At 56.7% G+C, this 23,859-nt stretch carries 18 protein-coding genes; 6 read left to right on the forward strand and 12 right to left on the reverse strand.

Annotation, left to right across the window (positions count from 1 at the left end; translation table 11 throughout):
• Positions 1-71 precede the first annotated feature (71 nt).
• Entirely contained in the window at positions 72-1,427 is a 1,356-nt protein-coding gene (locus tag BMW84_RS12210; RefSeq protein ID WP_091068685.1) for an MATE family efflux transporter, read from the forward strand.
• 140 nt (positions 1,428-1,567) lie between these two features.
• Positions 1,568-2,848, forward strand: a complete 1,281-nt coding sequence (locus tag BMW84_RS24800) for a TerD family protein (RefSeq protein ID WP_175498790.1) — start codon at positions 1,568-1,570, stop codon at positions 2,846-2,848.
• Between the two features lie 130 nt (positions 2,849-2,978).
• Here BMW84_RS24800 and BMW84_RS12220 read toward each other — a convergent pair whose 3' ends face one another.
• Positions 2,979-3,293 (reverse strand): thioredoxin family protein, encoded by a 315-nt coding sequence (locus BMW84_RS12220; protein ID WP_091068688.1) that lies wholly within the window; start codon positions 3,291-3,293, stop codon positions 2,979-2,981.
• An 18-nt stretch (positions 3,294-3,311) separates the two neighbouring features.
• Positions 3,312-3,644, reverse strand: coding sequence for a thioredoxin (trxA, locus tag BMW84_RS12225; RefSeq protein WP_091068691.1), 333 nt, complete (start codon positions 3,642-3,644; stop codon positions 3,312-3,314).
• A 230-nt stretch (positions 3,645-3,874) separates the two neighbouring features.
• On the opposite strand from trxA, the gene BMW84_RS12230 reads away from it, so the two are divergent.
• On the forward strand, positions 3,875-4,651 hold the full coding sequence (locus BMW84_RS12230) for an ABC transporter ATP-binding protein (RefSeq protein WP_091068693.1): 777 nt from the start codon (positions 3,875-3,877) through the stop codon (positions 4,649-4,651).
• Between the two features lie 29 nt (positions 4,652-4,680).
• Here BMW84_RS12230 and BMW84_RS12235 read toward each other — a convergent pair whose 3' ends face one another.
• The gene (locus tag BMW84_RS12235; RefSeq protein WP_091068695.1) at positions 4,681-5,592 is read right to left on the reverse strand and encodes an ArsR/SmtB family transcription factor; all 912 of its coding nucleotides are present in this window, start codon (positions 5,590-5,592) and stop codon (positions 4,681-4,683) included.
• A gap of 194 nt (positions 5,593-5,786) precedes the next feature.
• On the opposite strand from BMW84_RS12235, the gene BMW84_RS12240 reads away from it, so the two are divergent.
• Entirely contained in the window at positions 5,787-7,292 is a 1,506-nt protein-coding gene (locus tag BMW84_RS12240; RefSeq protein ID WP_091068697.1) for a glycoside hydrolase family 43 protein, read from the forward strand.
• Positions 7,293-7,867: 575 nt separating this feature from the next.
• Here the strand turns inward: BMW84_RS12240 and BMW84_RS12245 are convergent.
• A complete protein-coding gene (locus BMW84_RS12245) occupies positions 7,868-8,329 on the reverse strand; it encodes an AraC family transcriptional regulator (protein WP_091068699.1) in 462 nt (153 codons plus the stop codon).
• Positions 8,330-8,487: 158 nt separating this feature from the next.
• On the opposite strand from BMW84_RS12245, the gene BMW84_RS12250 reads away from it, so the two are divergent.
• On the forward strand, positions 8,488-9,006 hold the full coding sequence (locus BMW84_RS12250) for a YfiT family bacillithiol transferase (protein ID WP_091068701.1): 519 nt from the start codon (positions 8,488-8,490) through the stop codon (positions 9,004-9,006).
• Positions 9,007-9,087: 81 nt separating this feature from the next.
• On the opposite strand, the gene BMW84_RS12255 is transcribed toward BMW84_RS12250, so the two are convergent.
• From BMW84_RS12255 to BMW84_RS12280, 6 genes are all read right to left on the reverse strand, one after another.
• Entirely contained in the window at positions 9,088-9,615 is a 528-nt protein-coding gene (locus BMW84_RS12255) for a VanZ family protein (RefSeq protein ID WP_254772969.1), read from the reverse strand.
• A gap of 31 nt (positions 9,616-9,646) precedes the next feature.
• On the reverse strand, positions 9,647-10,522 hold the full coding sequence (locus BMW84_RS12260; RefSeq protein ID WP_091068702.1) for a M15 family metallopeptidase: 876 nt from the start codon (positions 10,520-10,522) through the stop codon (positions 9,647-9,649).
• 114 nt (positions 10,523-10,636) lie between these two features.
• Positions 10,637-11,734 (reverse strand): HAMP domain-containing sensor histidine kinase, encoded by a 1,098-nt coding sequence (locus tag BMW84_RS12265; RefSeq protein WP_091068705.1) that lies wholly within the window; start codon positions 11,732-11,734, stop codon positions 10,637-10,639.
• Positions 11,727-12,422, reverse strand: coding sequence for a response regulator transcription factor (locus BMW84_RS12270; RefSeq protein WP_091068706.1), 696 nt, complete (start codon positions 12,420-12,422; stop codon positions 11,727-11,729). Before BMW84_RS12270 ends, BMW84_RS12265 begins: the two co-directional genes overlap by 8 nt.
• Before the next feature lie 13 nt (positions 12,423-12,435).
• Positions 12,436-13,608 (reverse strand): sensor histidine kinase, encoded by a 1,173-nt coding sequence (locus BMW84_RS12275; protein WP_091068709.1) that lies wholly within the window; start codon positions 13,606-13,608, stop codon positions 12,436-12,438.
• 75 nt (positions 13,609-13,683) lie between these two features.
• A complete protein-coding gene (locus BMW84_RS12280; protein ID WP_091068711.1) occupies positions 13,684-14,121 on the reverse strand; it encodes a hypothetical protein in 438 nt (145 codons plus the stop codon).
• A 321-nt stretch (positions 14,122-14,442) separates the two neighbouring features.
• Between BMW84_RS12280 and BMW84_RS12285 the strand changes: the two genes are divergently transcribed.
• Positions 14,443-19,347 (forward strand): carbohydrate binding domain-containing protein, encoded by a 4,905-nt coding sequence (locus BMW84_RS12285; RefSeq protein ID WP_091068713.1) that lies wholly within the window; start codon positions 14,443-14,445, stop codon positions 19,345-19,347.
• A gap of 89 nt (positions 19,348-19,436) precedes the next feature.
• Here BMW84_RS12285 and BMW84_RS12290 read toward each other — a convergent pair whose 3' ends face one another.
• Entirely contained in the window at positions 19,437-22,649 is a 3,213-nt protein-coding gene (locus tag BMW84_RS12290; RefSeq protein ID WP_091068716.1) for an alpha-mannosidase, read from the reverse strand.
• 126 nt (positions 22,650-22,775) lie between these two features.
• Positions 22,776-23,837, reverse strand: coding sequence for a LacI family DNA-binding transcriptional regulator (locus BMW84_RS12295; RefSeq protein ID WP_091068718.1), 1,062 nt, complete (start codon positions 23,835-23,837; stop codon positions 22,776-22,778).
• Between the last annotated feature and the right edge of the window lie 22 nt (positions 23,838-23,859).

Below are 23,859 nucleotides of genomic sequence, written 5' to 3' on the forward strand. Positions count from 1 at the left end.
ATTGTAGCGTATACGCGGAATGCGGAACAGCACATAAGACAAGATTGACGGAAAGGGCGGCTGTAACGGACATGCAGAGCGCAAGCAACAACAAGACCACGGGGTTATGGCAGCTGTCCTGGCCGATCGGCATCGAACTGCTCCTGCAATTTCTGATGGGCACGCTGGATACGATGATGGTCAGCCGGCTCGGCGATCAGGCGGTATCCGGGGTCGGGGTCGCCAACCAGATCATCCAGACAGCGATGACGCTGTTTACCGTAATCAACGCCGGGGCCGGCGCAATTCTTGCCCGGATGTGGGGCGCCGGTGAATGGGAAAAAGCCCGCAAGACGGCCGCGATCGCCATCAAAATCAATCTGGCGTTCGGCTTGGCCGGCGGCCTCTTTTTCGTGTTTGCTTCCGGGCCGGTCCTGCGGCTCATGGGCATTCCGGCGGCGGTTTCGCCGTACGCCGGTTCCTATTTGACCTTTGTCGGCGGAGGGATGGCCGCCGTGACGCTGCAGCTGGTCATCAATGCGCTGATCCGCAACACCGGCAACACGAAAGGGCCGATGTTGATTACGCTCGGCATGAACCTGCTGCATCTCGGGCTGAATTATGGCCTGATCTTCGGCCGGGGGCCGTTTCCTGCGCTCGGCGTGGAGGGGACCGCCATCTCGACCGTCGTCAGCCGGCTCGCCGCGCTCGTTTTTGCCCTCCAGCTGTTGTGGAAGACGTTTACGCCGCGCATGCAGCGCAGCGACTGGCGGGGGATGGACCGGGGACTGCTGAAGGAGATTCTCGGCATCGGCTTGCCCGTATCCGTCACGGCCATGTCCTGGGGCTTCTCCCAAATCGTATTATTGTCCATCCTCTCTTCCATGGGACCGGACACCTTAGCCTCCTACACCTATGTGCAGACGGTCGAGCAATTCCCCTGGATGCTGTCCTCGGCCATCGGCAGCGCGCTCGCCATTCAGATCGGCCACGCGTACGGCGCCGGCAGGCATGACCTGGTGTACAAAGGTCCGGTCAAGGCGATTGCAATCGGTACCGCCTTGGCCCTCGCCACCTCAACCGGGCTCTGGATCGCCGGAAGGCCGGTTTTACGGGCGTTTATTTCCAGTCCCGATATTCTGGACTTATCCGTTCCGCTGCTGGCGGTCTGCATCCTGTGGCAGGCACTGCGCGTCAACGCCTTTTGCCTCTCCGGCTCGCTGAATATCATCGGCGAGGCCCGGCCCGTCGCCGTGCTCACCGTCATCGGCATGTGGCTGATTTCGACGGGCGGAGCGTACCTGCTTGGCGTATCCGCCGGCTGGGGCGTCGCCGGCGTCCTGGCGGCGATGATCCTCGACGAAGCCGTACGCGGCGCGTATTTCGCGCACCGCTGGCGGAGACGCCGCCCGACGGAAATCCATGCGGCAGCGGCGGCCCGCGGTTAAATCCGGCTCCTAACATAAAAGTGCCCCGGGAAGCCATACGTTGGCTTTTCCCGGAGCACTTTTTTATGCCAGGCTTTGGATTGTATTAGCAGCAATGCTACTTTAAACTAAAGAATATATGCCTGGATTGGAGATGCTTTATGGACTTTATAGCGATTGACTTTGAAACTGCAAATGCCAGCCGCTCCAGCGCCTGCTCGCTGGGGGCGGTTCATTATAGTAACGGAAGGATCGTCAGGGAGAAGAGCTGGCTGATCGATCCGGAGGAACATTTTGACGGCCGGAACATCGCGATTCACGGGATCACGCCCTCCATGGTCCGGGGTCAGCCCACGTTCGGGCAGCTTTGGCCGGAGCTCGCGCCCTGGCTCGCCGGACAAGTCGTAGTCGCGCATAATGCTTCCTTCGACATGAGCGTGCTGCGGTACTGTCTGGACAAATGCGGCGCCGAATATCCGTCGTTTCAATATTTGTGCACGTATCTGCTCAGCAAAAAGCTGCTCGGGCAGCTCGACTCGCACCGGCTCGATACCGTGTCGCGGCATTTCGGCATCGGTCTGAATCACCATGACGCGCTGGACGATGCCAGAGCCGCGGCCAAAATCCTCGGCAAGCTGATGGAGAAGCACGGCCACACCGATCCGTTGCTGCTCAGTCAGGAAGCCGGATATGCGAGCGGCACGCTGCATGCCGCAGGCTATACGCCGTTCACGGCGCTGCCCAAGAAGCCGGCCAAAAAGAATACGCCGGCGAAAAAAGCGGCCGCGCCGGCGTCTGCCCCTGCCGGGGGCGCGATACCAGCGACGTCTCATACGTCCGCTGTAGCCGCACTGTGGACAGCCGGAGCTGGACAAGATTATCCGGCGCTGATCCAAGGGCAGCGGATTCCCGTCAACCCAAGCGGGGAAGCTCCCCGGCTGCTGCTTGAGTTCGGCTGGGAGATGAAAGACGGTACCGCGCGGCCCGAGGTCGACGTCTCGGCGTTTATCGCCGATGGTTCGGGACGCTGCCGGAAGGAAGAGGACCTGATTTTCTACGGAAATTCTGCGAATGCCAACGCTTCCGTTGTTCTGTTCAAACCTGCGGACCGTCAGAGCAGCTTTCTGGTCCGTACGGCCGGGCTTCCGGAAGAAGCCGAGCGGATTCTGTTTGCGCTGACGCTGTACCATGGGGAGCAGCAGAACGGGAATCCGGGGCAGTTGGCAAGCGCAGGATTGCGCATCGTCAGGGCGGATACAGGCGCTACGGTAGCGGTATTTCCGCTGGAGTCGTCTGCGGACGCGACGGGGATTGCCGCCGGAGAATTGTACAAGCAGCAAGGGGAGTGGTGGTTCCACCCGATCGGCCGGAGTTTCCCGGGCGGGCTGAAGGCGCTGTGCGAACGTTTCGGGCTGGAAACGTCGGAAGAGCCGGCGATGTAACGCGCATGCGCGGACTCTCGGCAAGCCGGCTTTATTAGCACCCAGAGAGCGCGCCCCAACTCAAAAAACCTTTCAGGCATATGCGTTATGCCCGAAAGTTTTTTTTAAATTGCGATGCCTTCAGAATAGGTTACAAGGCCTCCAGATACTCGCGGATTTGCGCCGGCGTTTTGGCGAATTTGCTGTGCAGGTGCGCGAGCTTTTCGCCGTTCCGGTAGACCAGCAGGCTGGGGATGCCCCGGACCTCGTTAGCTTCGGCGATTTCCGGGAACTGCTCGACGTCGACGGCAATAAATTCCTTGTCCGCATGCTCCGCTACGATATCCCCGATAAAGCGGTCCAGATTTTTGCAATCCGGGCACCACGTCGCATCAAATTTCATCACGGTGATCCGGTCTCTTCCGGTGAGTTCTCCGAATTGTTCCTGCGATTGCAGTCTCTCCATGTTCACTCTCTCCTTCGGTTAGCAGCTGGTGCCGAGCGCGGCAACCTCTGCGATTTTACGTTTCAGCGTTTCTTTCCCTTGCAGACCGACCAGCCGGTCCACCAAATACCCGTCCTTGAAAAAGAGCAGCGTCGGCATGCTCTTGATGCCGAACTCGTCAGCGATGTCCAGCTCCTGATCGGTGTTGACTTTGGCCATAGTCGCCAGCTGCTTCGTTTCTTCCGCAAGCTGCTCCACGATCGGCCCCTGCATTTTGCAAGGTCCGCACCACGGTGCGTAAAAATCAACGAGCGTCACGCCGTGCGCAACCGCCTCATGAAATGTATTTTTCGTTAACGTCTGAACGTTCATTTCTCTTTCGCCTCCTCCGTTTCTGTATCTATATCATACCCCCGAGTTGGTGGTTTTTCTGTAATCCAGCTTACATTAAATAAGTAAATTACAAACAAAAAGAGCCTGGGCACGTATGCTCGGCTGCAAGCCGGAAAAGCCCAATTCGTGGTTGATGTCGCATTTTTCGCCATGACATTCCGTGTCATCCGGTTTATGCTATTAAAAAAACGTGGAAAGAAGGTCGCTTCATGATTATCGATTTGCATCAGGTCACCTGGACCCGCGGGGCGAACACCCTGCTGAGCAACGTGGACTGGCAGGTCCGGCCCGGCGAACACTGGGCGCTCCTCGGGCTCAACGGCTCCGGAAAAACGACGCTGCTGAACATGATTACCGGCTATCTGTGGCCGACCTCGGGCAGCATTTCGGTTCTGGGCCACCGGTTTGGCGATGTCGACCTGCGCGAGCTGCGCAAATCCATCGGCTGGGTCAGCTCTTCGCTGCAGGAGAAGCTCTACGGCACCGACCGAACGCAGTACGTGATCATCAGCGGCAAACATGCCACGATTGGGCTGTATGACGATTTCTCCGAGGAAGATACGTCGCTTGCCCGGGAACTGATGCGCCAGCTCGGCTGCCTCCATCTGTGGGACCGGGAATACCGGACCTGCTCGCAAGGGGAAAAGCAAAAGCTGCTCATCGCCCGCGCGCTGATGGCGAACCCCCGCATCCTCATCCTGGACGAGCCCTGCAACGGGCTGGATCTCTTTTCCCGGGAACGGCTGCTGGAGAGCATCCGGGAGCTGGCTTTGTCCAAGGAATCGCCGACGCTGATCTATGTCACCCACCACACGGAGGAAATTTTGCCCGTATTCAGCCATACGCTCCTGCTGCGCAGAGGCGAGGTTGTGCAAAGCGGGGAGTCTGCAGACCTTTTGACCACCGACGTGCTCAGCAGCTTTTTCGAAGCGGAAGTGGTTGTGGACAAACACGGGGAACGCGTCTATGTACGTGCGGCCAACTAGCCGCGGGTCTTCAACTCTCCGGTCTTCATTTATTGTTCATCCACATAAACGCGGATGACGATATCCTGATCATGGTTGCCGAAGCCGGCGCCATAGATCGTCAAGCCCCCGACATGCTCTGCCCGTTCGTCCACCGTAAAGCGCAGCGTCCAGAACGGCTCCTGCAGCCGGACATCGGCGATCGTGACTTCCGACATCCGTTCCCCGTCCATATAAGTGCCCGAGGCATCGATGCGGATCGTCTTGAGCAGCCCGTATTGGTTGACGTTCCGGTGCCACCATTTGGGCGTATATTTGCCGCGCGCCGCCCTGCCGAAATCCGCCGGACTGGTCCAGGTGCCGAGGAACACGCCGTTGAACGTAAACCCGATGTCCGAGGGCCAATGGTCGCTTAAACCCGGCGCTTCCGAAGCCAGCTCCACCGAAATTTCAATGGCCTCAGCAGCCTGCTCAGGCGAAAGATAGTTGGGCGTCTTATATTCGACGTATCCCCAGCCGAACCAGAGAATTGCCGCCTGCACCCGCTCCGGGTCGAGAAAATACCGCGGATCGTCCCACACCCCGATCTCCTTCTCATGCGTGCCCAGTCCGCAGGTGGGGTGAACATCAAAGGCGGTATAGTGGCCGACGGAGATCGTCTGCTCCCGGAGCTTGGCGTTGCGGCTGGCGGAAGGCAGCTCGATTTCGATGTTTTCTTGCTTGAGAAAACAAAGCTTATGCGTCCCGCCGTTCAACCGCACCCTGCGGCTGCCGACCAGTCCGGCCAACTCCAGCTTGCGGATATGCATGGTGACGATGGACGGGCTGAGCTCCAGCCGGTCGGCGATATCCTTTACGTTCATCTCCCCGCCGGCAATCAGCCCCATCAGCTTCCAGCGGACTTCGCTGGCCAGCGCTTCATACAGCGCCATATATTTCGCTTCTCCGTTTGCTTTGATCATCGCCCTATCCTTCCATTGCCAAACGCCATGTTGAAATCATATTTATATTAATTTAAATGATTTAATGAGTACAAGCAAGCGCCGTGCATTGCAAGAAATCGCCGGTTGATGTTTAATTTGCTTAGTGATGGACATACTGGATTCTTATTTTTACGAATTCTCGTTTTAGCGAATTTAACCAGCGAGGTGTAACCATGAAATTCAACAACCCGGTCATTAAAGGCTTCTATCCGGATCCAAGCGTCTGCAAGGTGAACGACACCTATTATATGGTTTGCAGTTCGTTTCAGTTTTTTCCGGGCGTCCCGATCTTCGAGAGCAAGGATCTGATCAACTGGGCGCAAATCGGCCACTGCCTGACGCGTAAAAGCCAGATTGAGCTGGAGACCGTAGGCAGCTCGGGCGGCGTATTCGCGCCGACGATCCGGCATAACAACGGACGGTTCTACATGACGACGACCAACGACACGCTGCGCCAGAATTTCTATGTCTGGACCGACGACATTTATGGGGAGTGGTCGGAGCCGGTGTTCGTCGATCAGGGCGGCATCGACCCGGATTTGTATTTTGAAGACGGCCGGACCTTCTTCATGAGCAATGGCGTGGACGATTTCGGCAAAGGCGGCATTGTCCAGTGCGAAATTGAGATCGAAACCGGCCGCAAGCTGAGTCCGAGCCGCTCGATCTGGGCAGGGACAGGCGGACGTTATCTGGAGAGTCCGCATATGTACAAGATTAACGGCCTTTACTATCTGATGGCGGCGGAAGGCGGCACCGAATACGGCCACATGATTACGTATGCGCGCAGCGAATCGCTCACCGGACCGTTCGAGCCTTACGCGCACAATCCCGTACTGACGAACCGGAACCTGGGGGGTTACGAGCTGCAGGGCGTCGGCCATGGCGACCTGGTGCAGGACGGTGCGGGGAACTGGTGGATTTTTCACCTGGGCTTCCGGCAGATCGGCCGCTGGCTGACCTTCCATCATCTCGGCCGCGAGGTGTTCCTGGCTCCGGTTACGTTCGGGGAAGACGGCTGGTTCACGGCAGGCCATGACGGCACGACGCTGATCAGCATCGAGACGGACCGGATTCCGGAGACGGTTGTTCAGCGGGAGAAAAAGCAATACACCTTCGGCAATACCGACTGGAACCTTGATTGGGCCCGCCTGCGCCATCCGGTGGAAGGCAACTATCGCCTGGATGCGGATAAAGTTACGCTGCAAGGTACCTTGGTTACGCTGGATGCGCCGGCCACGCCGACGTTCATCGGGCTGCGCCAGCGCGACTTCGATGCCGTGATCTCCTGCGACGTGAGCCTCGATTGGAGCAACAAGGAAGGCGAAGCCGGCTTGACGATCTACATGGACGAGAATCATCATTATGATCTGGCGCTCCGCAAAACGGCGGCAGGCTATCAGGTGATCGAGCGCCTGAATATCGGCGACATCAAATCGGTTGAGCGGGAGATCGCCCTGTCCGACGATGCTCATGAGGCCACGTTGGTCATCAAGTCGGAGCATGAACGGTACAGCTTCTTCCTGCGTTCCGGCAGCGAAGACATTCTCCTCGGCTCGGCACAGACGCGATACCTGTCGTCCGAGGTGGCCGGCGGTTTTACCGGCGTGCTGATCGGGCTGTATGCGGTCGGAGAAGATGCCTCGGCAGAGTTTACGAATTTCAATTGCGAGTATTTGTAAAAAAATCGGGGAGTTCCGGTTGGCCAATTCATGGCCTGCCGGAACTCCCCTTTTTTTGAAGGCATCGCCGAGCGCTACTGGAGCCTGCATGTCCATCGGCCGACCGAATCTGCCGCCGCCCCTCAATAGCACTGCCGTTGCGCTATAGACTTGCCGCTCCGCAATCACACCTGCCCCCCCTGCTTGTGCCCATTTCCCCCGTCCATTCCCAGCCTTCCTCCCGCCCCACTAAAGTCTAACGGATACCAGCGCCGTTATTTATGGGAAATCGCCGTATTTCCCATGCTTACGGACACCAGCGCCGTTACTCACATCAATAACGCTGATATTCGCCGAATAACCGCATAATAACGGCTCTCAAGTCCGTTAGCAGGTGAAATGATAGGGATTGCTGCCAATAACGGCACTCAGGTCCGTTAGCGGAGGAGTGGAGCGGCCGTAATGGACACGCCGGTTTATCTTCCGGTTTGTTTGTCGGATTACTTGCGGATGCTTCCATACATTACACATTCCCGTCCCAATGCTGCAATGCAGCAGCCAACGGAGCTACTGAAGGCAAGGCGCGGCACCGTATTCTACTCTTTTGCTCCTTTTACAGGTACGCATATCTCGCACTGATGCTTGCGCAGGAGCTCGCCCCGGTACCGTTCCATCACCGGCCTGTCCTCGGGTTCAAAGCCCCTGTCTTGGAGCGCCGGGAAAATCTCCGCCCAAGCCTGCCGTACTTCTTCCGGCGTGTGTCCGATCCGCACGACGGCATAGGTTCCGCCGCGGAGGATCCCTTCACAGACGGATTCATCGGTCGCGTCCCCGGCAGCAATGACAAGGGCTGCGTCATACCGGCACTTTTCGGGCGGTGTCGCGGACGGGTGGTCCTGCGGGATGCCGAACAGAATCGCGTTGCCCGTAAGCTTGCCCTGTGCAGCTGCCCAGTCCTTCATCCGCTCCATCGCCTCCGCATTGGCCGGACCATAAGGTCCCGTCTTCCGTACGTATGCGATGCGGTAATCCGGGATTTCTTCAACCGTAAAATTCATCCTGCATCATCCTTTCCTGCGTTATTTGCTCTACAAGCGGATGCTAACATGGACTAAAATGAATTACACTGATTTTTTACAAAAATATAAGGAGATTGTAGTATGATGGATTTTAGCGACTCATTTCGTTCGCCATAAAACCAAGGGGGATGAAGCAGATGGATTTGAGATACCCGATTGGCCCTTTTCAATTTGACGGTGAAATGACCGGCAGCGTGGCCAGCGACTGGATCGATGAGATTGCAGCTTTGCCGGGATTATTGCGGGAGGCTGTAGCGGACTTGGATCAGGATCAGCTGGATACACCTTATCGTCCGGAGGGCTGGACGGTGCGGCAAGTCATTCACCATGTTGCAGACAGCCATATGAATGCTTACACCCGCTTTAAATTGGCGCTCACCGAAGAACGCCCTACGATCAAACCTTATAACGAAACGAAATGGGCGGAGCTCCCGGATTATCAATTGCCGGTTGAAACCTCGCTTGTCCTTCTGGAATCCTTGCATGAACGCTGGACCCGCGTTTTACGGGCGCTAACTCCCGACGATATGGAAAAGACCTTTATCCATCCGGAATCCGGCGAAGTTCCTCTCGGCAGAAATATCGGAATCTATGCTTGGCACGGCAAACATCATCTGGCCCATATTACTTCTTTGCGCGATCGCATGGGCTGGTAAACGCATTACGGAGCCTGCAAAAAAAGCAGCCTGCCTTTGTGGCAAGCTGCTTTTTTTGTTTATCTGACTCCAAGCCAACGGTCAGCCAGCTGTCTTGGCTTGGAACTCGCTGGACCGCTCGGCCCCAGGCTTCTTCCCGCCCATTAACAGCCGGCATAGCCCGTAACCCAGCAGCGCGCCAAGCGTATTCAGCAGCAGGTCATCGACATCGAAGGTGCCGATGGCGAACACGCCCTGGGCACATTCCAGCAGCAGGCTGAGACCCAGGCCGCGCAGCAGCATCCCGGGCAGCGATAAGCGCCGCCCCGGCGACAGCAGGCGGGCAAACACGCCCAGCGGGATGAACAAGGCGATGTTGCCAAGCAGGTTCACCATCGAATGGGCGGACTTTGCCCGGAGTTCATCCGAAATCGTAACGAGCGGCGTAAAGTTGCCCCACTGCAGCTGGCGGGCCAGGCTGTCGCCGGCATGCTGAAGCTGATCCCACAAGAAACCCGGTTCAATGGAGCCGAATTTGAACAGGATAATTTTGATCAGCGCGTAGACGTACAGCGCATATGTGATCTGAAGAAGAATATTTTTCATGGATGATGCCGATTTGGATTTCAATAATTAACCTCTCTTTCTGCCTCTGGAAGCCTTATTCCGTCGATGAAGGGAGCTCCGTCAGAATAACCCCGTCCATATTGTTGCCGGATAATTCGTAGCCCCGGTCCGCAGGCACCGGAATCACCGTATTGCCGGAAACGGCATGATACGTGATGATGTAGGTTTTTCCCCCAACCGTTGCCGAATACGACTGCCGCTCTTTTAGAACAGCCAGGTACTCTTCAAGCGTCCAATGCTGTTCCTGCATAATTAGGCTGTGCGGCAGGCCGACATAACGAAAATGCCAGGGCTCATATTCGATGCCGGTGATCTCCGTTTTATCCTCCGGGTAGCGCAGAATAAATCCGTATTCCGCGGCATGCTCCCGCAGCCATCGCCCCTCCGGAGCACGGCTCATCTCCTGGCCGGCCGAGCCGATATCGAGCGAGAAACCGATATTATGTTCGCTGTTGCCGGCCGGCAGGGCATAATCGCTACCCTTTTGCGCGAAAAGCTGCTCCTGTTCCTTTTTGCTCCGGTACCCGCTGCTGATCAGGAATTGCGATACCCCGTCTCCAGCGGCCGCTTTCACCATCCCGCCGAACCGTTTGGCTACCTCTTTGGAGAGACGGATCGAGTGATCCATCAGTCCGTACCCCTCGCGCAGCTCCGGATGCTCGGACAGCTTTATAATATCTGTGGCAACGCCTTCCGCATGGACGGCATATTCCCGGTTGACGAGCAGCAGATTTCCGCGGTATACCTGATCGGGCGTGATCGCCAGCAGCTCGTTGTTCCGGGAGGAAGACTCCATCGGCAGATCGGCGTTCCTTAATCCCCCTCTTCCCCCAACGATGCCCGTACCGCTCCATACGGCATCTGCGGTCAGAAGGAGCAGCAGCACAGCCCAAAAAACCCACTTTCGCATCTTAAGGTTCCCCCTTGTCTTATGGCTTTAAGATACAGGGAAACGTTAAAAAAGAAGTGGGGGTAATTCTAAAGTTTTTCTTAAATTACCGCAATTACCGCCGATCACGCCAGCTTAGCTGCGGGGAAGCCGGACCTCAAAGCAGGTGAGGAGCAGGTCGCTTTGCACCGCGATCGTCCCGCCGTGCTGCTCCACGATATTTTTCGCGATAAACAATCCCAGGCCGGTACCGTTTTGGCCCTCCTGATGGCTCCGGGCCGTATCGCCTGTGTAGAACATTTCGAATACATGGGGCAGCTCTTCTGCCGAAATGCCGCCGCCGTAATTCACGACCTCAATGACGATTTCGCGTTCATCGGCGCGGCCGTTCAGATCGATGTACTGGCCGTCCGCCCCGTACTTCGCCGCATTGGTCAGCAGGTTCTCGAACACCCTGGCCAGCAGCTCGCCGTCCCCGTTCATCAGCAGATGCTGCGGGAGCTGCAGCCGCGCTGTCAGCCCGCTATTCTCGAACAAGGGGTAGACTTCCTCGTTCAATTGGTGCAGCAGCTCGCTTAAATCGAAAGGCGTTTTGCGGATCGTAACCTTGCCGTAGTTCATGCGCGTAATTTCGAACAGCTCTTCGATCAATTTCTCCAGCCGCCGGGATTTGGCATAAGCGATCATGGTGTAATGTTTGATCTGCTCCGGGGTGAGATCCCTGTCCTTCAGCACGAAATCGAGGTAGCCGAGCACCGAGGTCAGCGGCGTCCGCAAATCATGGGCCAGATTGAGCACCAGCCGGTCTTTGCTGCTTTCCGCGAAATCCCCCCGTTCCACGGCCTCCCGCAGCTTCGCGGCAGCCAGATTCAAATCGTCCGCGATATCCGCGAACTCGTCCCGGGAAGGAATGTACAGCGGTTCGCCGCCGAAATCCCCTTTTGCCAACCGGTGAATCTGTTCCGAGATATCACGGAAATAACGGGCATACGGTTTGGTGAACAGGAAGAAGAAGAGGATCGCGAGCGGGACGAAGAACAGCAGGAAAAAGTTAAAGTCGCCGATATCGCGGATAAAAAAGCGGACCTTCGCCAGCGGGTCCTCCACTTTGACGTCGGCATACATCGACTGCAATATTTTATAGAGCATGTACGTAACAATGCCGGAAGCCGCCATGCTGAGGACAAGCAGCTGAATCATCCGGAACCGGAAACCGCGAAAGAGCTTATCCATTGAATGTATACCCTACTCCCCAGATGGTTTTGATCCACTTATTTTTGTTCGGGTCGTTGCCGAGCTTCTTGCGCAAGGTGCGGATATGTACCATCACCGTATTCGCGCCTTCGTAATAAGCCTCGCCCCACACCTGGCGGAAAATATGCTCGCTGCTGAATACCTTGCCCGGATGGCCGGCCAGCAGGTAGAGGATATCGAATTCCTTGGGCGTCAGCTCCACAAGGCTACCGTATAAGGCGACGGCGCGGCGTTCCGGGTCGATCGTCAGACCTCCGGCATCGAGAACGGACGAACGGTCTCCAGCCGGCTGGCTCAGTTGAAGCGAACGGCGAAGCTGGGCGTTGACTCGGGCCACCAGTTCCATCGGGTTGAACGGTTTGGCGACATAATCGTCCGCACCGATGACCAGCCCGGTGATTTTATCGAGATCGGAGGTTTTGGCGCTTACGAAAATAATCGGCAGCCGGTAACGTTCCCGGATTTGCCGGGTGACTTCATGACCGTCCATACCAGGCATCATAATGTCCAGTACGGCAAGATCGATGTGCTGCGTCTGCACCGCTTGCAGCGCCGCCCTTCCATCATGAACCTTGAGGCAGCGGTAGCCCTCCTGTTCCAGATGCAACGCGATCAAATCGGCAATTTCAACCTCGTCGTCGGCTATCAATATTGTAATTGGCTTCATGAGCTGTGCTCCTTTACTCCCTCACCCAAGGCAAGGTAACGCTAACGGTGGTTCCCGCTTGGACTTCCGAATCGATACGGATTCTGCCTCCGTACATTTCGATCAGTTGCTTACAGATGGACAGCCCGATGCCCGTCCCCTTCGGTTTGGTTGTAAAGAAAGGATCGAAGATGCTGCTTAGCTTATCCTTCGGAATTCCCGCCCCGTTATCTTTAAAGCTTAGAACAATTTCGCCTGGATCGGGAACGGCAGCCACGGCAATATCAATTTGTCCCCGGCCTCCCTCAAAGGAATCGATGCTGTTCTTCAGAATGTTCAGAAAGACCTGCTCCAGCTGCGAAGCTCTTCCAAACGACCGGATTTCATCCTGATAATACTCCAGGGAAAGAGTGATATCGTCGCTGAGAATAAGCTGGTTTACGATATGGTTCACCCTATGTATCACTTCCATTACATTAAAGACGGTGCCTTCCTTCTGCGCGGCGTCTCCTTTTCGGGACAGAATCAGGAAATCCGTCACCAGCCCGTTCAGGGCATCGATCTCCTTGATCGTAATATCCATATATGCACGCAATTCATTCACTTTAAGCTCCGGCTCCGCCAACCGGTGGTTCACGAGCTGGGCAAATCCTTTAATCGAAGACAACGGATTGCGGATTTCATGGGCCATGCCTGCCGCCATTTGTCCCATGACTGCGATTTTCTGTTCATGCAAACTGTCGATTTCCACTTTTTTGTTAGATAAATACCCTTGGGCAAAGCCGGCAAAGCAGGTCCAGTTGCATTCCATGATGCGATCGTGAAAAAACAGGCGGTCCTCTGCATGGTCCACGTTCTCCTCAATGATTCGGAACATTGTACGCTGCGCGGTCAAATTTAAATCCTTGCTCATCTCCAGCAGTATTTCGAATTGATCGCTGTAGATATCTGCGGTGTATTCTCCTTGCTCGATCCCTTTCTTCTCCAGGTAATTCAAATATTCCTTGTATTCGATCGGCCCCATGAACAAGGCTTCCACCATGCGGGTCAACGTTGTCGTAAACGTGAAGTCCAGCGTTTCCTTGTAGGTTTCCAAAAACTCTGCGAAGACGGCGTTTCGGTTCACGGCCGATTGATAATGCGTGGTAAGTATCAAGGGGATAACCTGTGTTAATGACGAACGCAATTCATATTTACGGTATGCCATTTTTATTCTCCCTCTGGATTGATGTACCCATTATTAATGTATGGACTTTCTGTGAAATATACAATAGTGAATATTTCATTTGTCAGTAGAGAAAAAGCGAATAAGGTTTAAGAATGGCGAATCCTTTCCGGGGATGATTGTTCTGCTTCCGGCCGAACGATATACTGGAGGGGCAAAGGAGGCACCATAACTTGCAGGTGTCGCCATATTCTTTAGGATCGAGCTCTTTACGTATCCGGCTTGTACGAGCGTGTTCAGCTCGATTTTGACATTCGGGTTAGCCTTCATGTAGCTGTCGATGACCATTTGCTCGGCCAGGCCTTGTCCCGATTTACGGTTTGGCAGGTTGGAGAAGACGCGCAGCGTAACTTGCTCGCCGCCGCTGATTGCCGCAGCCCCGTTGTTCGCTGCCGCTTCGTTGCTGTTATTGTTGCCGCAGGCGCTCAGTGCGGCGGTAGCAGCCAGTGCCGATGCCAACAGCGTCATTTTTCCTGCAGAAAATCTCTTATTCATGCTGAATCCCCCCGAATTTCAGTGATGTTGTTTCAGTTCCTTGTTTCTGAACTCATCTATCAGAGCTGCCTTTGGGCCACAGTAGAGAAAAAGTGAGGAAGGTTGAAATTTATCGAGACCCTTGCAAAATCGTGGAGCCCGCCCCCAAAGATTAGCTTTTCCAACAAACCCGAAAAATGGAACCCGAATCAGAAAATCCGTGCCTTGTACAGTAACAGGAAATGCGAGACTATATTACCGAAATCGCTTCCAGTTGATCGAAACCGGTTCCGATTCGAGTTCAAGGAAATTCTTATTCATCACTAAGGAGGAATTCAGAGGATGAAAAAAAGCATTTCAGCCATGCTTGCGGCCATGGCCCTGGTGACCGGCCTGCTGTCGCCCCTGGGAAGCGGCCCAGTGTCCGCTGCGGCGCCTGCATCTGCACAGCAGATTGTTGCAGCCAGCAAATTGAAAGCGTTTACTGATTTGAAAACAGACCACTGGGCCTCACAGTCCGTACAGCGCTGGAGTGATCTTGGCATCATTAGCGGGTATGGAGACGGGACCTTTCGCCCCAATAATCCGGTGACCAAAGCGGAGTTTGCCGTCATCATGAACCGAATCTTCAACTACAAAGCAGAGTCGGCCGTGCTTCCTTCGGATGCGGCAAAGGGGCGCTGGTACAGCAGCGACATCGCGAAAGGTTTAGCCGCGGGATATTTGAACGCTGACTCCAGCAACCGGATTTATCCTTCCGCCAAGCTGTCGCGCGCTGAGGTTGCTGTGGCATTGCAGAAGATTTTCCGGCTGGAAGCCGGCGGTAAGCAAACGGCTCCATTTACGGATTTGGCGGGTGCGGACGCGAATTTGAAAGATGCCGTGGCGGCGTTAACTGCTGCAGGTTATTTACAGGGTTACCCCGCAGGGACGTTTAAGCCGGATGGAGCCATCAGCCGCGCCGAGCTCGCCCGGATCGTGGATCTGATGGTTGGCGGACGGGTTGCGTCTCCGGGAGAGGTATCTCTGGGCACCGTAAAAGGCAATGTCGTGCTCAGCAGCGCGGATATCGTCTTAAAGAATACCGTGATCGAAGGCAATCTGTACCTCTCCGAAGGCATCGCCGAAGGCAATGCCACGCTTGACGGGGTGCAGGTGACCGGCACAACCTTCATCCGCGGAGGCGGAGAACATAGCGTAAGCCTTAAGAACAGTAAACTTGGGAATATCATGGTGGCCAAACCCGGAGGCCCGGTACGTGTGTATGCCACCGGCGGGACAGCTACGGGAACGGTACAGCTCGACTCTGCGGCAACGCTGGAGGAAGGAACCCTGACTGGAACAGGGTTTTCCAATGTCGAGATCGGCTCAGGAGCCAAAGCGGTGACGCTTAAGGGCGACTTTGCCGCAGTGAGCACAGAAGAGAACCGGGCGGGTGCACTCACGCTGGCGATCTCCGGCAAGCTGGGTAAGCTTCAATTAAGCACACCAAGCCAGGTAAAACTGGCCGACAATGCCCGGGTAGCAGAGCTGCTGATTTCTGTAAATGCCGCAAACACCGCGCTGCAGGGCAGCGGCAGCATCGGTGCTGTCACAAATAATGCCGACGGCGTCAGCAGCGGCGGTACGGCATTGAATAAAGGCAGCAGCGCAGAGCTGAAGGTTGTTACCCCTGCCGCCAGCGCGTCACCGGCAGGCAACAACGCCGGTACAGGTCCTACACCGACGGCAAACCCGTGGACACTGGTTTGGAGCGATGAGTTCAATGACGGTACCATTGATCCCGAGAAGTGGACTTATGATCTTGGAGACGGCACCGCCGTCGGTAATCCCGGCTGGGGCAACAATGAGCTGGAATGGTATACGAATAACGAGAAAAATGTAAAGGAATCTGGCGGCAAGCTGGTCATTACCGCAATCAAGGAGACGCAGAACGGCAAGGATTATACGTCCTCCCGTATCAAGACGAAGGGCCTGTTCAGCAAGAAATACGGCAAATTCGAGATCCGCGCGAAGGCTCCGACCGGCAAAGGCTTATGGCCGGCGATCTGGATGCTGCCGGAGAATTATGAGTACGGCAACTGGGCGGCTTCCGGCGAACTCGATATTATGGAGGGTTGGGGCAGCCGCCCGAACACCGTTGCCGGTACCATTCATTACGGCGGCACGTGGCCGGATAATGTTTACTCCGGCAAAGAATATGTTTTCCCCAATAACGGAACCATCGATCAGTTCCATACCTATTCCATTGAATGGGAGCCGGGAGAGATCCGCTGGTATGTAGACGGTGCCCTCTACTCGACCAAAAACGACTGGTATAGCATCAGCAGCGGGCAACCGGCCAATAATGCTTATCCGGCGCCGTTCAACCAAGAGTTCCATCTTCTGATGAATCTGGCCATAGGCGGCAATTTTGACGGCAATCCGACCGCAGATACAACATTCCCGCAGTCGATGGAGATTGATTACGTCCGGGTATACGACCTGACCGGCAGACCTTACCGGGAGCCTGTGCCGGTTACGATTGCGAAGGAGCCTTATCTTGACGGGTGGCTCCAGCCGGTTAATGGCAACTTTATCCATAACAGCGGATTCACGGAGCAGGCGGCCGGAGACGAAGGCATGGGTATCGCAAATACAGCGCATTGGGCGCTCTACAAAGAAGCCGGGGCCGCGGCCGATCTGTCGCTCGTACCGGTAGACGGAAAGAATTTCCTGAAGGTGAACATTACCAGCGCCGGCGGAAATGCTTATTCGATTCAGCCGCAGGCCATCGTATCGCTGGCGAAAGGAAGGTTCTACAAGCTCAGCTTTGATGCGAAAACCGATACCTCGCGGAGCATCAATGCCAGGCTGACCGGCGGACAATTGCGCGGGTTCCAGGCTTATTCGCCGGGACTTAACGCCGAGCTTACCGAAACAATGGGCCATTATGAAATGATGTTCCAGATGAAGGAAAATTCCGACAATGCGGCAAGGGTGGAATTCAACCTGGGAACCAACAGCTCGCCGGTATGGCTGGGCAATGCCCGGCTGGAGGAGATCGAGAGCATTCCGTTCGATCATGACGGTGCCAAGACGCCGCTCGGCAGCGGTAACCATCTGTACAACGGTACCTTTGATCTTGGCGAGGTAGACCGGCTGAGCTACTGGCATACCGCAGCAACCGGCGGAGCGGCCGTCAGCAGCAGCGTGAACGATAACAACCGTCTGCAGCTGAAGATTACAGGCAGCGGATCGGAAGGTGCCGATGTACGCCTGCTGCAGAAAGGTATCTTCCTGGTGAACGGCCAGGATTATCAATTGACCTTTGACGCAAACGTCGCTTCCGCCCGCACGGGTACAGTAGAACTGCTGGGCAAAGACGGAACGCTCTATGCTTCGCAGGTCGTGCAGCTTGCTGCAGGAGCGCACACGATTACTGCCGAGTTCAAGGGGCTTGCCGGAGCCACGGATCATGAAGGGCAATTCGTCCTGCGGCTTGGCGGGACGCCGGGCACCGTGCAGCTGGACAATTTTGTACTCCTTCGCACGAGCACCTACTATGATCCGTCTCTGGTATATTATCCGCTCACCAACGGGGATTTCAGCTTCGGCTGGAACGGCTGGGAACGGCTGCTGACCGAGCAAGGCGGACAGAGCACGGAGGACATAACGACCGGAGCCGCCAAATTCAGCATTACGAATACCGGCAGCCAGAATTATTCGGTCATGCTGTTCCAGAACGGGCTGAAGGTAGCCAGTGGAACAGACTACGTCCTGGAGTTCGATGCCAAATCCACAACTGCCCGCAAAATCACCGTTAACGCGGAGAATGCGAAGTATCAGCCTTCTTTAAGCAAGACGGTTGAACTAACGCCGGATGGCGCCCATTACAAATTTGAATTCCGCCAGGGCGCGAAGGATACGCTGTCGCTGAAATTCATGATGGGCAAAATAGACGGCGTCGGCATTACCGGTTCTCATGACGTGATCATTGATAACGTGAAATTCGAGATCAAGAATGCGCCGTCCAAGCCACAGGAACTGCTGTCGGACAGCAGCAATAACCGCATAGGACAGCCGATTGCTTTGACGTTTATCGACAATGAAGCCTGGCGCAGCAAGATTCTCAAGGTCAGCGTGAACGGAACGGCACTTGCCGAAGGCAAATATACGATCGAGGCTGGCGTTATTACGCTTGCGGCCGATGCTTTTCCGGCTGAGGGCAGATATGCCATTACGGTAGAAGCCGAGGGGTACGTGAATGCGGCTGTAACGCAGGTCGTTCTGGCCGAAGGCAGCAATCTGGTGTTAAACGGCTCGTTCGGCAGCGGGACCGCAGGCTGGGAGACTTGGTCCGGCGAGGGCGGCGCCGCTCTCCTGGGGGTACAGGATGGCGTAGCCAATCTTGCAATCGGCGCAGCCGGCAACCAGACCTGGGCCAACCAGTTCTATCAGGGAGACATTCGGCTTCAGGCCGGCAAAACCTATGAACTGAGCTTCAAGGCCAAATCGACCGTTCCCCGGCAGATCATTGTGGAATATAGCGGAACCTCCGCCGCCTCCCAGCAGGCGAAATTCGATATCACCGCGGACTGGAAAACCTACAGTGCACAGTTTACAGTGGCAGACAACAAGGCGTTGAAGCTGAATTACCTGATCGGGGCAACAGCCGGCAGCGACAAAACAGCCAACAGCACAGCCCATACGCTGTCCCTGGACGACATTGACATCTCTGAAGTAACCGGCAGCACGCCCGTAGAGCCGGCAAGCGGCAGACTGGATAACGGAACCTTCGACGAGGCAAAAGGCTTGAGCGGTTGGTCGCAGTATTTTGACGGAACAGGCTCTGCCCAGGCGTCGAACGGAGAACTGGCGATCAGCCTGACCGGTACAGGCGGCTTCAATTACAGCGCACAGGTGGATTACGCCCAATTAAAGCTTGTTCAAGGCAAGACCTATAAGCTGACGTTCCAGGCCCGCTCCGACATTAATCGGCTGATTGAAGTCGCGGTGGAGCACAAGGGCGGAGATTATACCAAATATTTGACGGCACAGCAGATTACTCTGACGGATAAAATGGAAGAACATACCTTCACCTTTACCATGACCGGGGCTACGGATTCGCTGGCGCATCTCGTGTTTCTGCTGGGTCTTATCGGCGGCAACAGTGAGGGCACAAATCAGGCGATTCAAGGTGGAAATCACATTATGATCGATAACGTGGAGCTGGTCGAGGTTCCGCAGGAGCTGCCCGAAGGCTAAGCCATCCCTTTTGTGAAAAAACAGCCGCGTCCCTTAACCGGGACGCGGCTGTTTGGCATCATTATCAGCGGGAAATTCGATTCGCTGATTTACAAGAACTTCACCCGCAGGGTATGAATTTCAAACGGCTTAAATTCAAGCTCGATGCGGCCGCCCTCTGCCGGCTCTTCCAGCGGACGCTCCATCAAGTCGCAGAGCTGCCATGACGCCACCGGATATTCGCTGCTCAGCGTGACCCTCCGGCGGGCTCCCGTATAGTCATGCAGCCGGATGATGCAGGCTTCCCCATCCTCCGCCATTTTCACGGCATCGACGGCGATGCCCTCAAGATCGGTGCGCACCAGCGATCGTCCTGGCTGCCCGGTCAATGTACCCTGTGCCAAACGCAGCGGGTTGTTGAGCATCCACGCCTCTTCCACCGTCCGGCCGGCGATAAAGTCCCCTTCGTGCGGAAGCAACGCATACGTAAAGCGGTGCTCGCCCTGATCGGCCTGCCAATCCGGCTCGGTCGCCGACTTGATCAGGGACAGGCGGATGACATGGTCTTTGATGTCGTAGCCGTATTTGCAGTCGTTCAGCAGGCTCACCCCGTAGCCTCGTTCCGACAGGTCGGCCCACTGGTGGCCGACGCTTTCAAAGCGGGCGTAGTCCCAGCTGGTATTCCAGTGGGTCGGGCGTTTCACGTTGCCGAACTGGATATCGTAAGTAGCTTCCGTCGACCGGACAGCTACCGGGAACGCCGTCTTCAGCAGCTGATGCTGTTCATGCCAGTCGGCCAGCGTCTCGAAATCGATTCTGCGGCTCGTAGCATACACTTTCATTTTTTGAATAATGGAAGAGTCCATGTACTGCCAGGTGAACTTGAGCACCGCGGCTAGCTCGCCGGCTTCTACCAGCTCGATGGAACGGAGATCGGTAATCTCGCGCTTTTTCTCTTGGTAAAAAAGGTCGATATCCCACGCGTCGAACATTTTCGGCTTATCCTCAAACACCTGCAGCACGTTTCCGCATTCGCCCGGCGCCAGCACTTCCCGTTCAGCCTCGCGGTCATACAGGCGGCTGAGCTGCCCGGCTTCGTTCCATTCCAGCACATAATACGGCGTGGTCAGGCAGGAACCTTCCCAGACAAACGGGAGTTCCGCCGGGTCCTGCGTTTGCGGCTGCAGGGGATGCGCCGAAATCACCGCCGCTGCGAGCATCGGCACAACCGGCGCTTCGATCAGCCATTCCCCGCCCAGCCGCTGCGAACGAAGCGTATGTCCGTCCTTGTCCCGCCACTCCAGCGGCGCCGGATCGGAATCCGCCGCCGACAATAGTCCGCCCCGGTCAAAGAAAGCGCCGTTGAATACCGTGTATGACGTTCCTCCCTCCTGAGCTTCCGCTCCCGCTTGCGCTTCTGCCTGCACCTCCGCCTGCGCTCCCTGCACTTCAGCCTGCGCCTCCGCTTGCCCCAGCAGCCCCGCTACTGCCGCTTCCGCAACCGCATTGCCCAGCCGCTCCGCTTCCGCGTATTCGAGCCTGGAATCCTCATACACCTCGCGGATGGACGAGCCGGGGATGATGTCATGGAACTGGTTGCGGAGGATGATTTTCCAGCCTTCATACAGCTCTTGGGCCGGGTATGCATTAAGGCCGCCGGACTGCGCTGCCAAAAGCACCTGCAACCACTCGGCTTCACGGTACAAGAGCTCCAGCTTCCGGTTCATCCGCTTATTGTACGCCTGGCTGGTATACGTTCCCCGGTGGTACTCCAGATACAGCTCGCCGTCCCAGGTATGCACGTATTGATCCGTATTCCGGATGGTCTCGTTTAAACGTCCAAAATACTCGTCCGCCCGACCGGTTCGAATATGGGGCACTCCCGGGATGATGTCGATCCGGCGGCGCATCTCCAGCATCTCGCGGTTCACGCCCCCGCCGCCGTCGCCGTAGCCGTAGGACAACAGCAGCTCGCGGTTCAGGTTTTTGTCGCGGTACTGATCCCAGATGCCCTGGACGGAGAACGGCTCGATCAGGCCGTTGTACGTATAATACCAGGCGCTGGAGTCGGGCGCTTCCGGGGTTGTAATAAAATGGGCCAGCACCTCGCTGCCGTCGATGCCCCGCCAGTGGAACGTATCATGCGGCATGCGGTTGTATTGGCTCCAGCTGATTTTGGTCGTCATAAACGTATCGATGCCCGACTTGCGCAAAATCTGCGGCAACGCCCAGCTGTACCCGAACACATCCGGCAGCCACAAATAGCTGCATTCGACGCCGAACTCCTTGCGGAATAACGCCGTGCCGTACAAAATCTGCCGCACCAGCGACTCGCCGCTGGTCAGATTGCAGTCCGCTTCCAGCCACATGGCGCCTCCGGCCTCCCAGCGCCCTTCCTTCACCCGCTCGGCAATCTGGGCGTAGAGTTCGGGATAGTCTTGTTTGATATAATCGTACAGCTGCGGCTGGGTCTGGAGAAAAATATATTCCGGGTACTGCTTCATCAATCGCAGCACGGTAGAGAACGAGCGGGCTGCCTTCTCGCGCGTATGCGTCAGGCGCCAAAGCCAGGCTACGTCGATATGCGTATGCCCGACGGCGGTTACCGTCACCGGATGCTCCCGCTTCATGGCCGCCAGCTGCGCCAGCAGCAGCTTATCGGCTTCGGCAACGGAAGCATAAAAGGCTTCGCTGCCCGGCCGGGACCAGTCGAGCAGGCGGAACGCCCGGTCCAGCGCCGTCAGCAGCTCCTGCTTCAGCGGGTCGCTGCCGCCGAGCGTCCGGGATACGGCCAGCACGGCGCGGCCCGTATAATATAAATTGTCGGCCGCTTCATCCAGATAGGCCAGCTCCGCCCGTTTGATCCGGTGCTCCTGGGGAACCGGCTTGCCGCCGCCTTCGAGGCCGGACCAGAGGCGGAAGGAGAAATCCACGGTCGTTCCTGTCGCTTCCGGCTCCAGGAACACCTCCTGGTGGTTCGAGTCGACGCCTTGATACGGCTTGCCGTTCAGAAACAGCAGCGACTCGAAGCCGCTGTTGTTCCCCCCGCCGGTGCGGCCGAAGTCAAACAGCCCGACCACCCGCCGGCCCTGCCACTCGGCCGGCACCTTCACCTGCTTATGCAGCCAGAGATACAGATCCCGGCCCGTCCAGTAATCGCCGACCTTGTAGCTGTCTCCGCTTTCAAAATTCGGCGGATATGCGCCGTTCGCACCCTCTTTATCCTCCATACCCAGCCATTCCTGCAAAATGATGTTCTCCCGGTAACGGTAGCCTTCCAGTTCCGCGATGCGTGCGCCGAGCTTCTCCTCTGTCCAAAACATGTTTTGTCCTCCTTTGTCATAACACGTGTTATATGCCAAAAAGAAATGGCATCCCATCAGGGTAATGCCATTGATGTTGCTGCACGGTGGGCCAGTTGGCCCACCGTGCCTGCCAAGACCAAGCGCTTACGCGCTTTCGCCCGGCTTCAGTACGGCCGGCAGCCACAGCTTGCCGGGCGCAAGCGCCGCGCCCGGCTCCTGCTCCAGCTGCTGGAGGATGGAGCGTACGGCCGCTTCGCCCATACCGACGTAGGGAATCTCCACGCAGCTGAGGGTCGGCACGCTCAGTCGGTCGCCCTGGATCGTGTTGTCGGCGGCCATGACTCTCAGGCTGCTGCCGATCGTCAGGCCAAGGCGAAATGCCGCGCGGTACAGCTCCGGCACAGCGCTCGACCAATTCACCAGCACCGGCGGCAAGCTTCCGCCGCCGGCTTCCGCCCCTAGCTCCGTCAACAGGTTTACCCAGCCTTCGCGGCATTCCCGCTCATCCAGCTGGACGATCAGCGGCTTCATGCCGCGTGCGGTGCACCAGTCTTTGTAAGCGTTCCGGCGGTTCTTCTCCGCCCAGTTGACCCGCTTACCGCCTTGTCCCCCGGGGGAAATCTCCACATAGACCGGCGTCCTGCCCGTTCCAATCTCGCTGCGGCACAGGTAATCCAGCGCGGTAATGACGCTTTGCCGGTAATCGGCCAGCACGGAGAATACGCCTTCCGTCTCGGCATACCCCTCGACGGACACATAAGGAACGCCGGCTTCCGTCACTTTCGCCGCCCAATCGGCGCTGCGGTAGCTGGTATTGTCCAGCGTGACGATCCCGTCGATCTTCCGCTGGTGGTACAGATCGAGCAGCCCGTTTCTGGCGTCGCCGGATTTGCGCTCGCCCGGCGAACACAGCAAGAGGTGATACCCTCTTGCTTCGCTTTCCCGCTGCATGCCCTCCAGCAGCCGCATAAACAGCGGATGGCGGGTATCGCCGAAAGCGGCCAGCGTCATGCTGCGGCCGGTCTTCATGCTTCTTGCCTGGGCGTCGACATGGTAATTCAGCTCCTGTATCGCGCGCAGCACCGCCTCCCGGGTCTGGGGACTAACCCCGATGCCGGGCGTATCGTTCAGCACGGCGGACACCACGCTGCGGGATACCCCCGCCAGCTTGGCGACATCGTGGCTGGTCACTCTTTTTTTGCCCATAGCTACACCTCGGCATGAGTAT

Origin of the sequence: Paenibacillus sp. NFR01, from assembly GCF_900111565.1 — a bacterium.
Lineage (GTDB): Bacteria > Bacillota > Bacilli > Paenibacillales > Paenibacillaceae > Paenibacillus_AQ.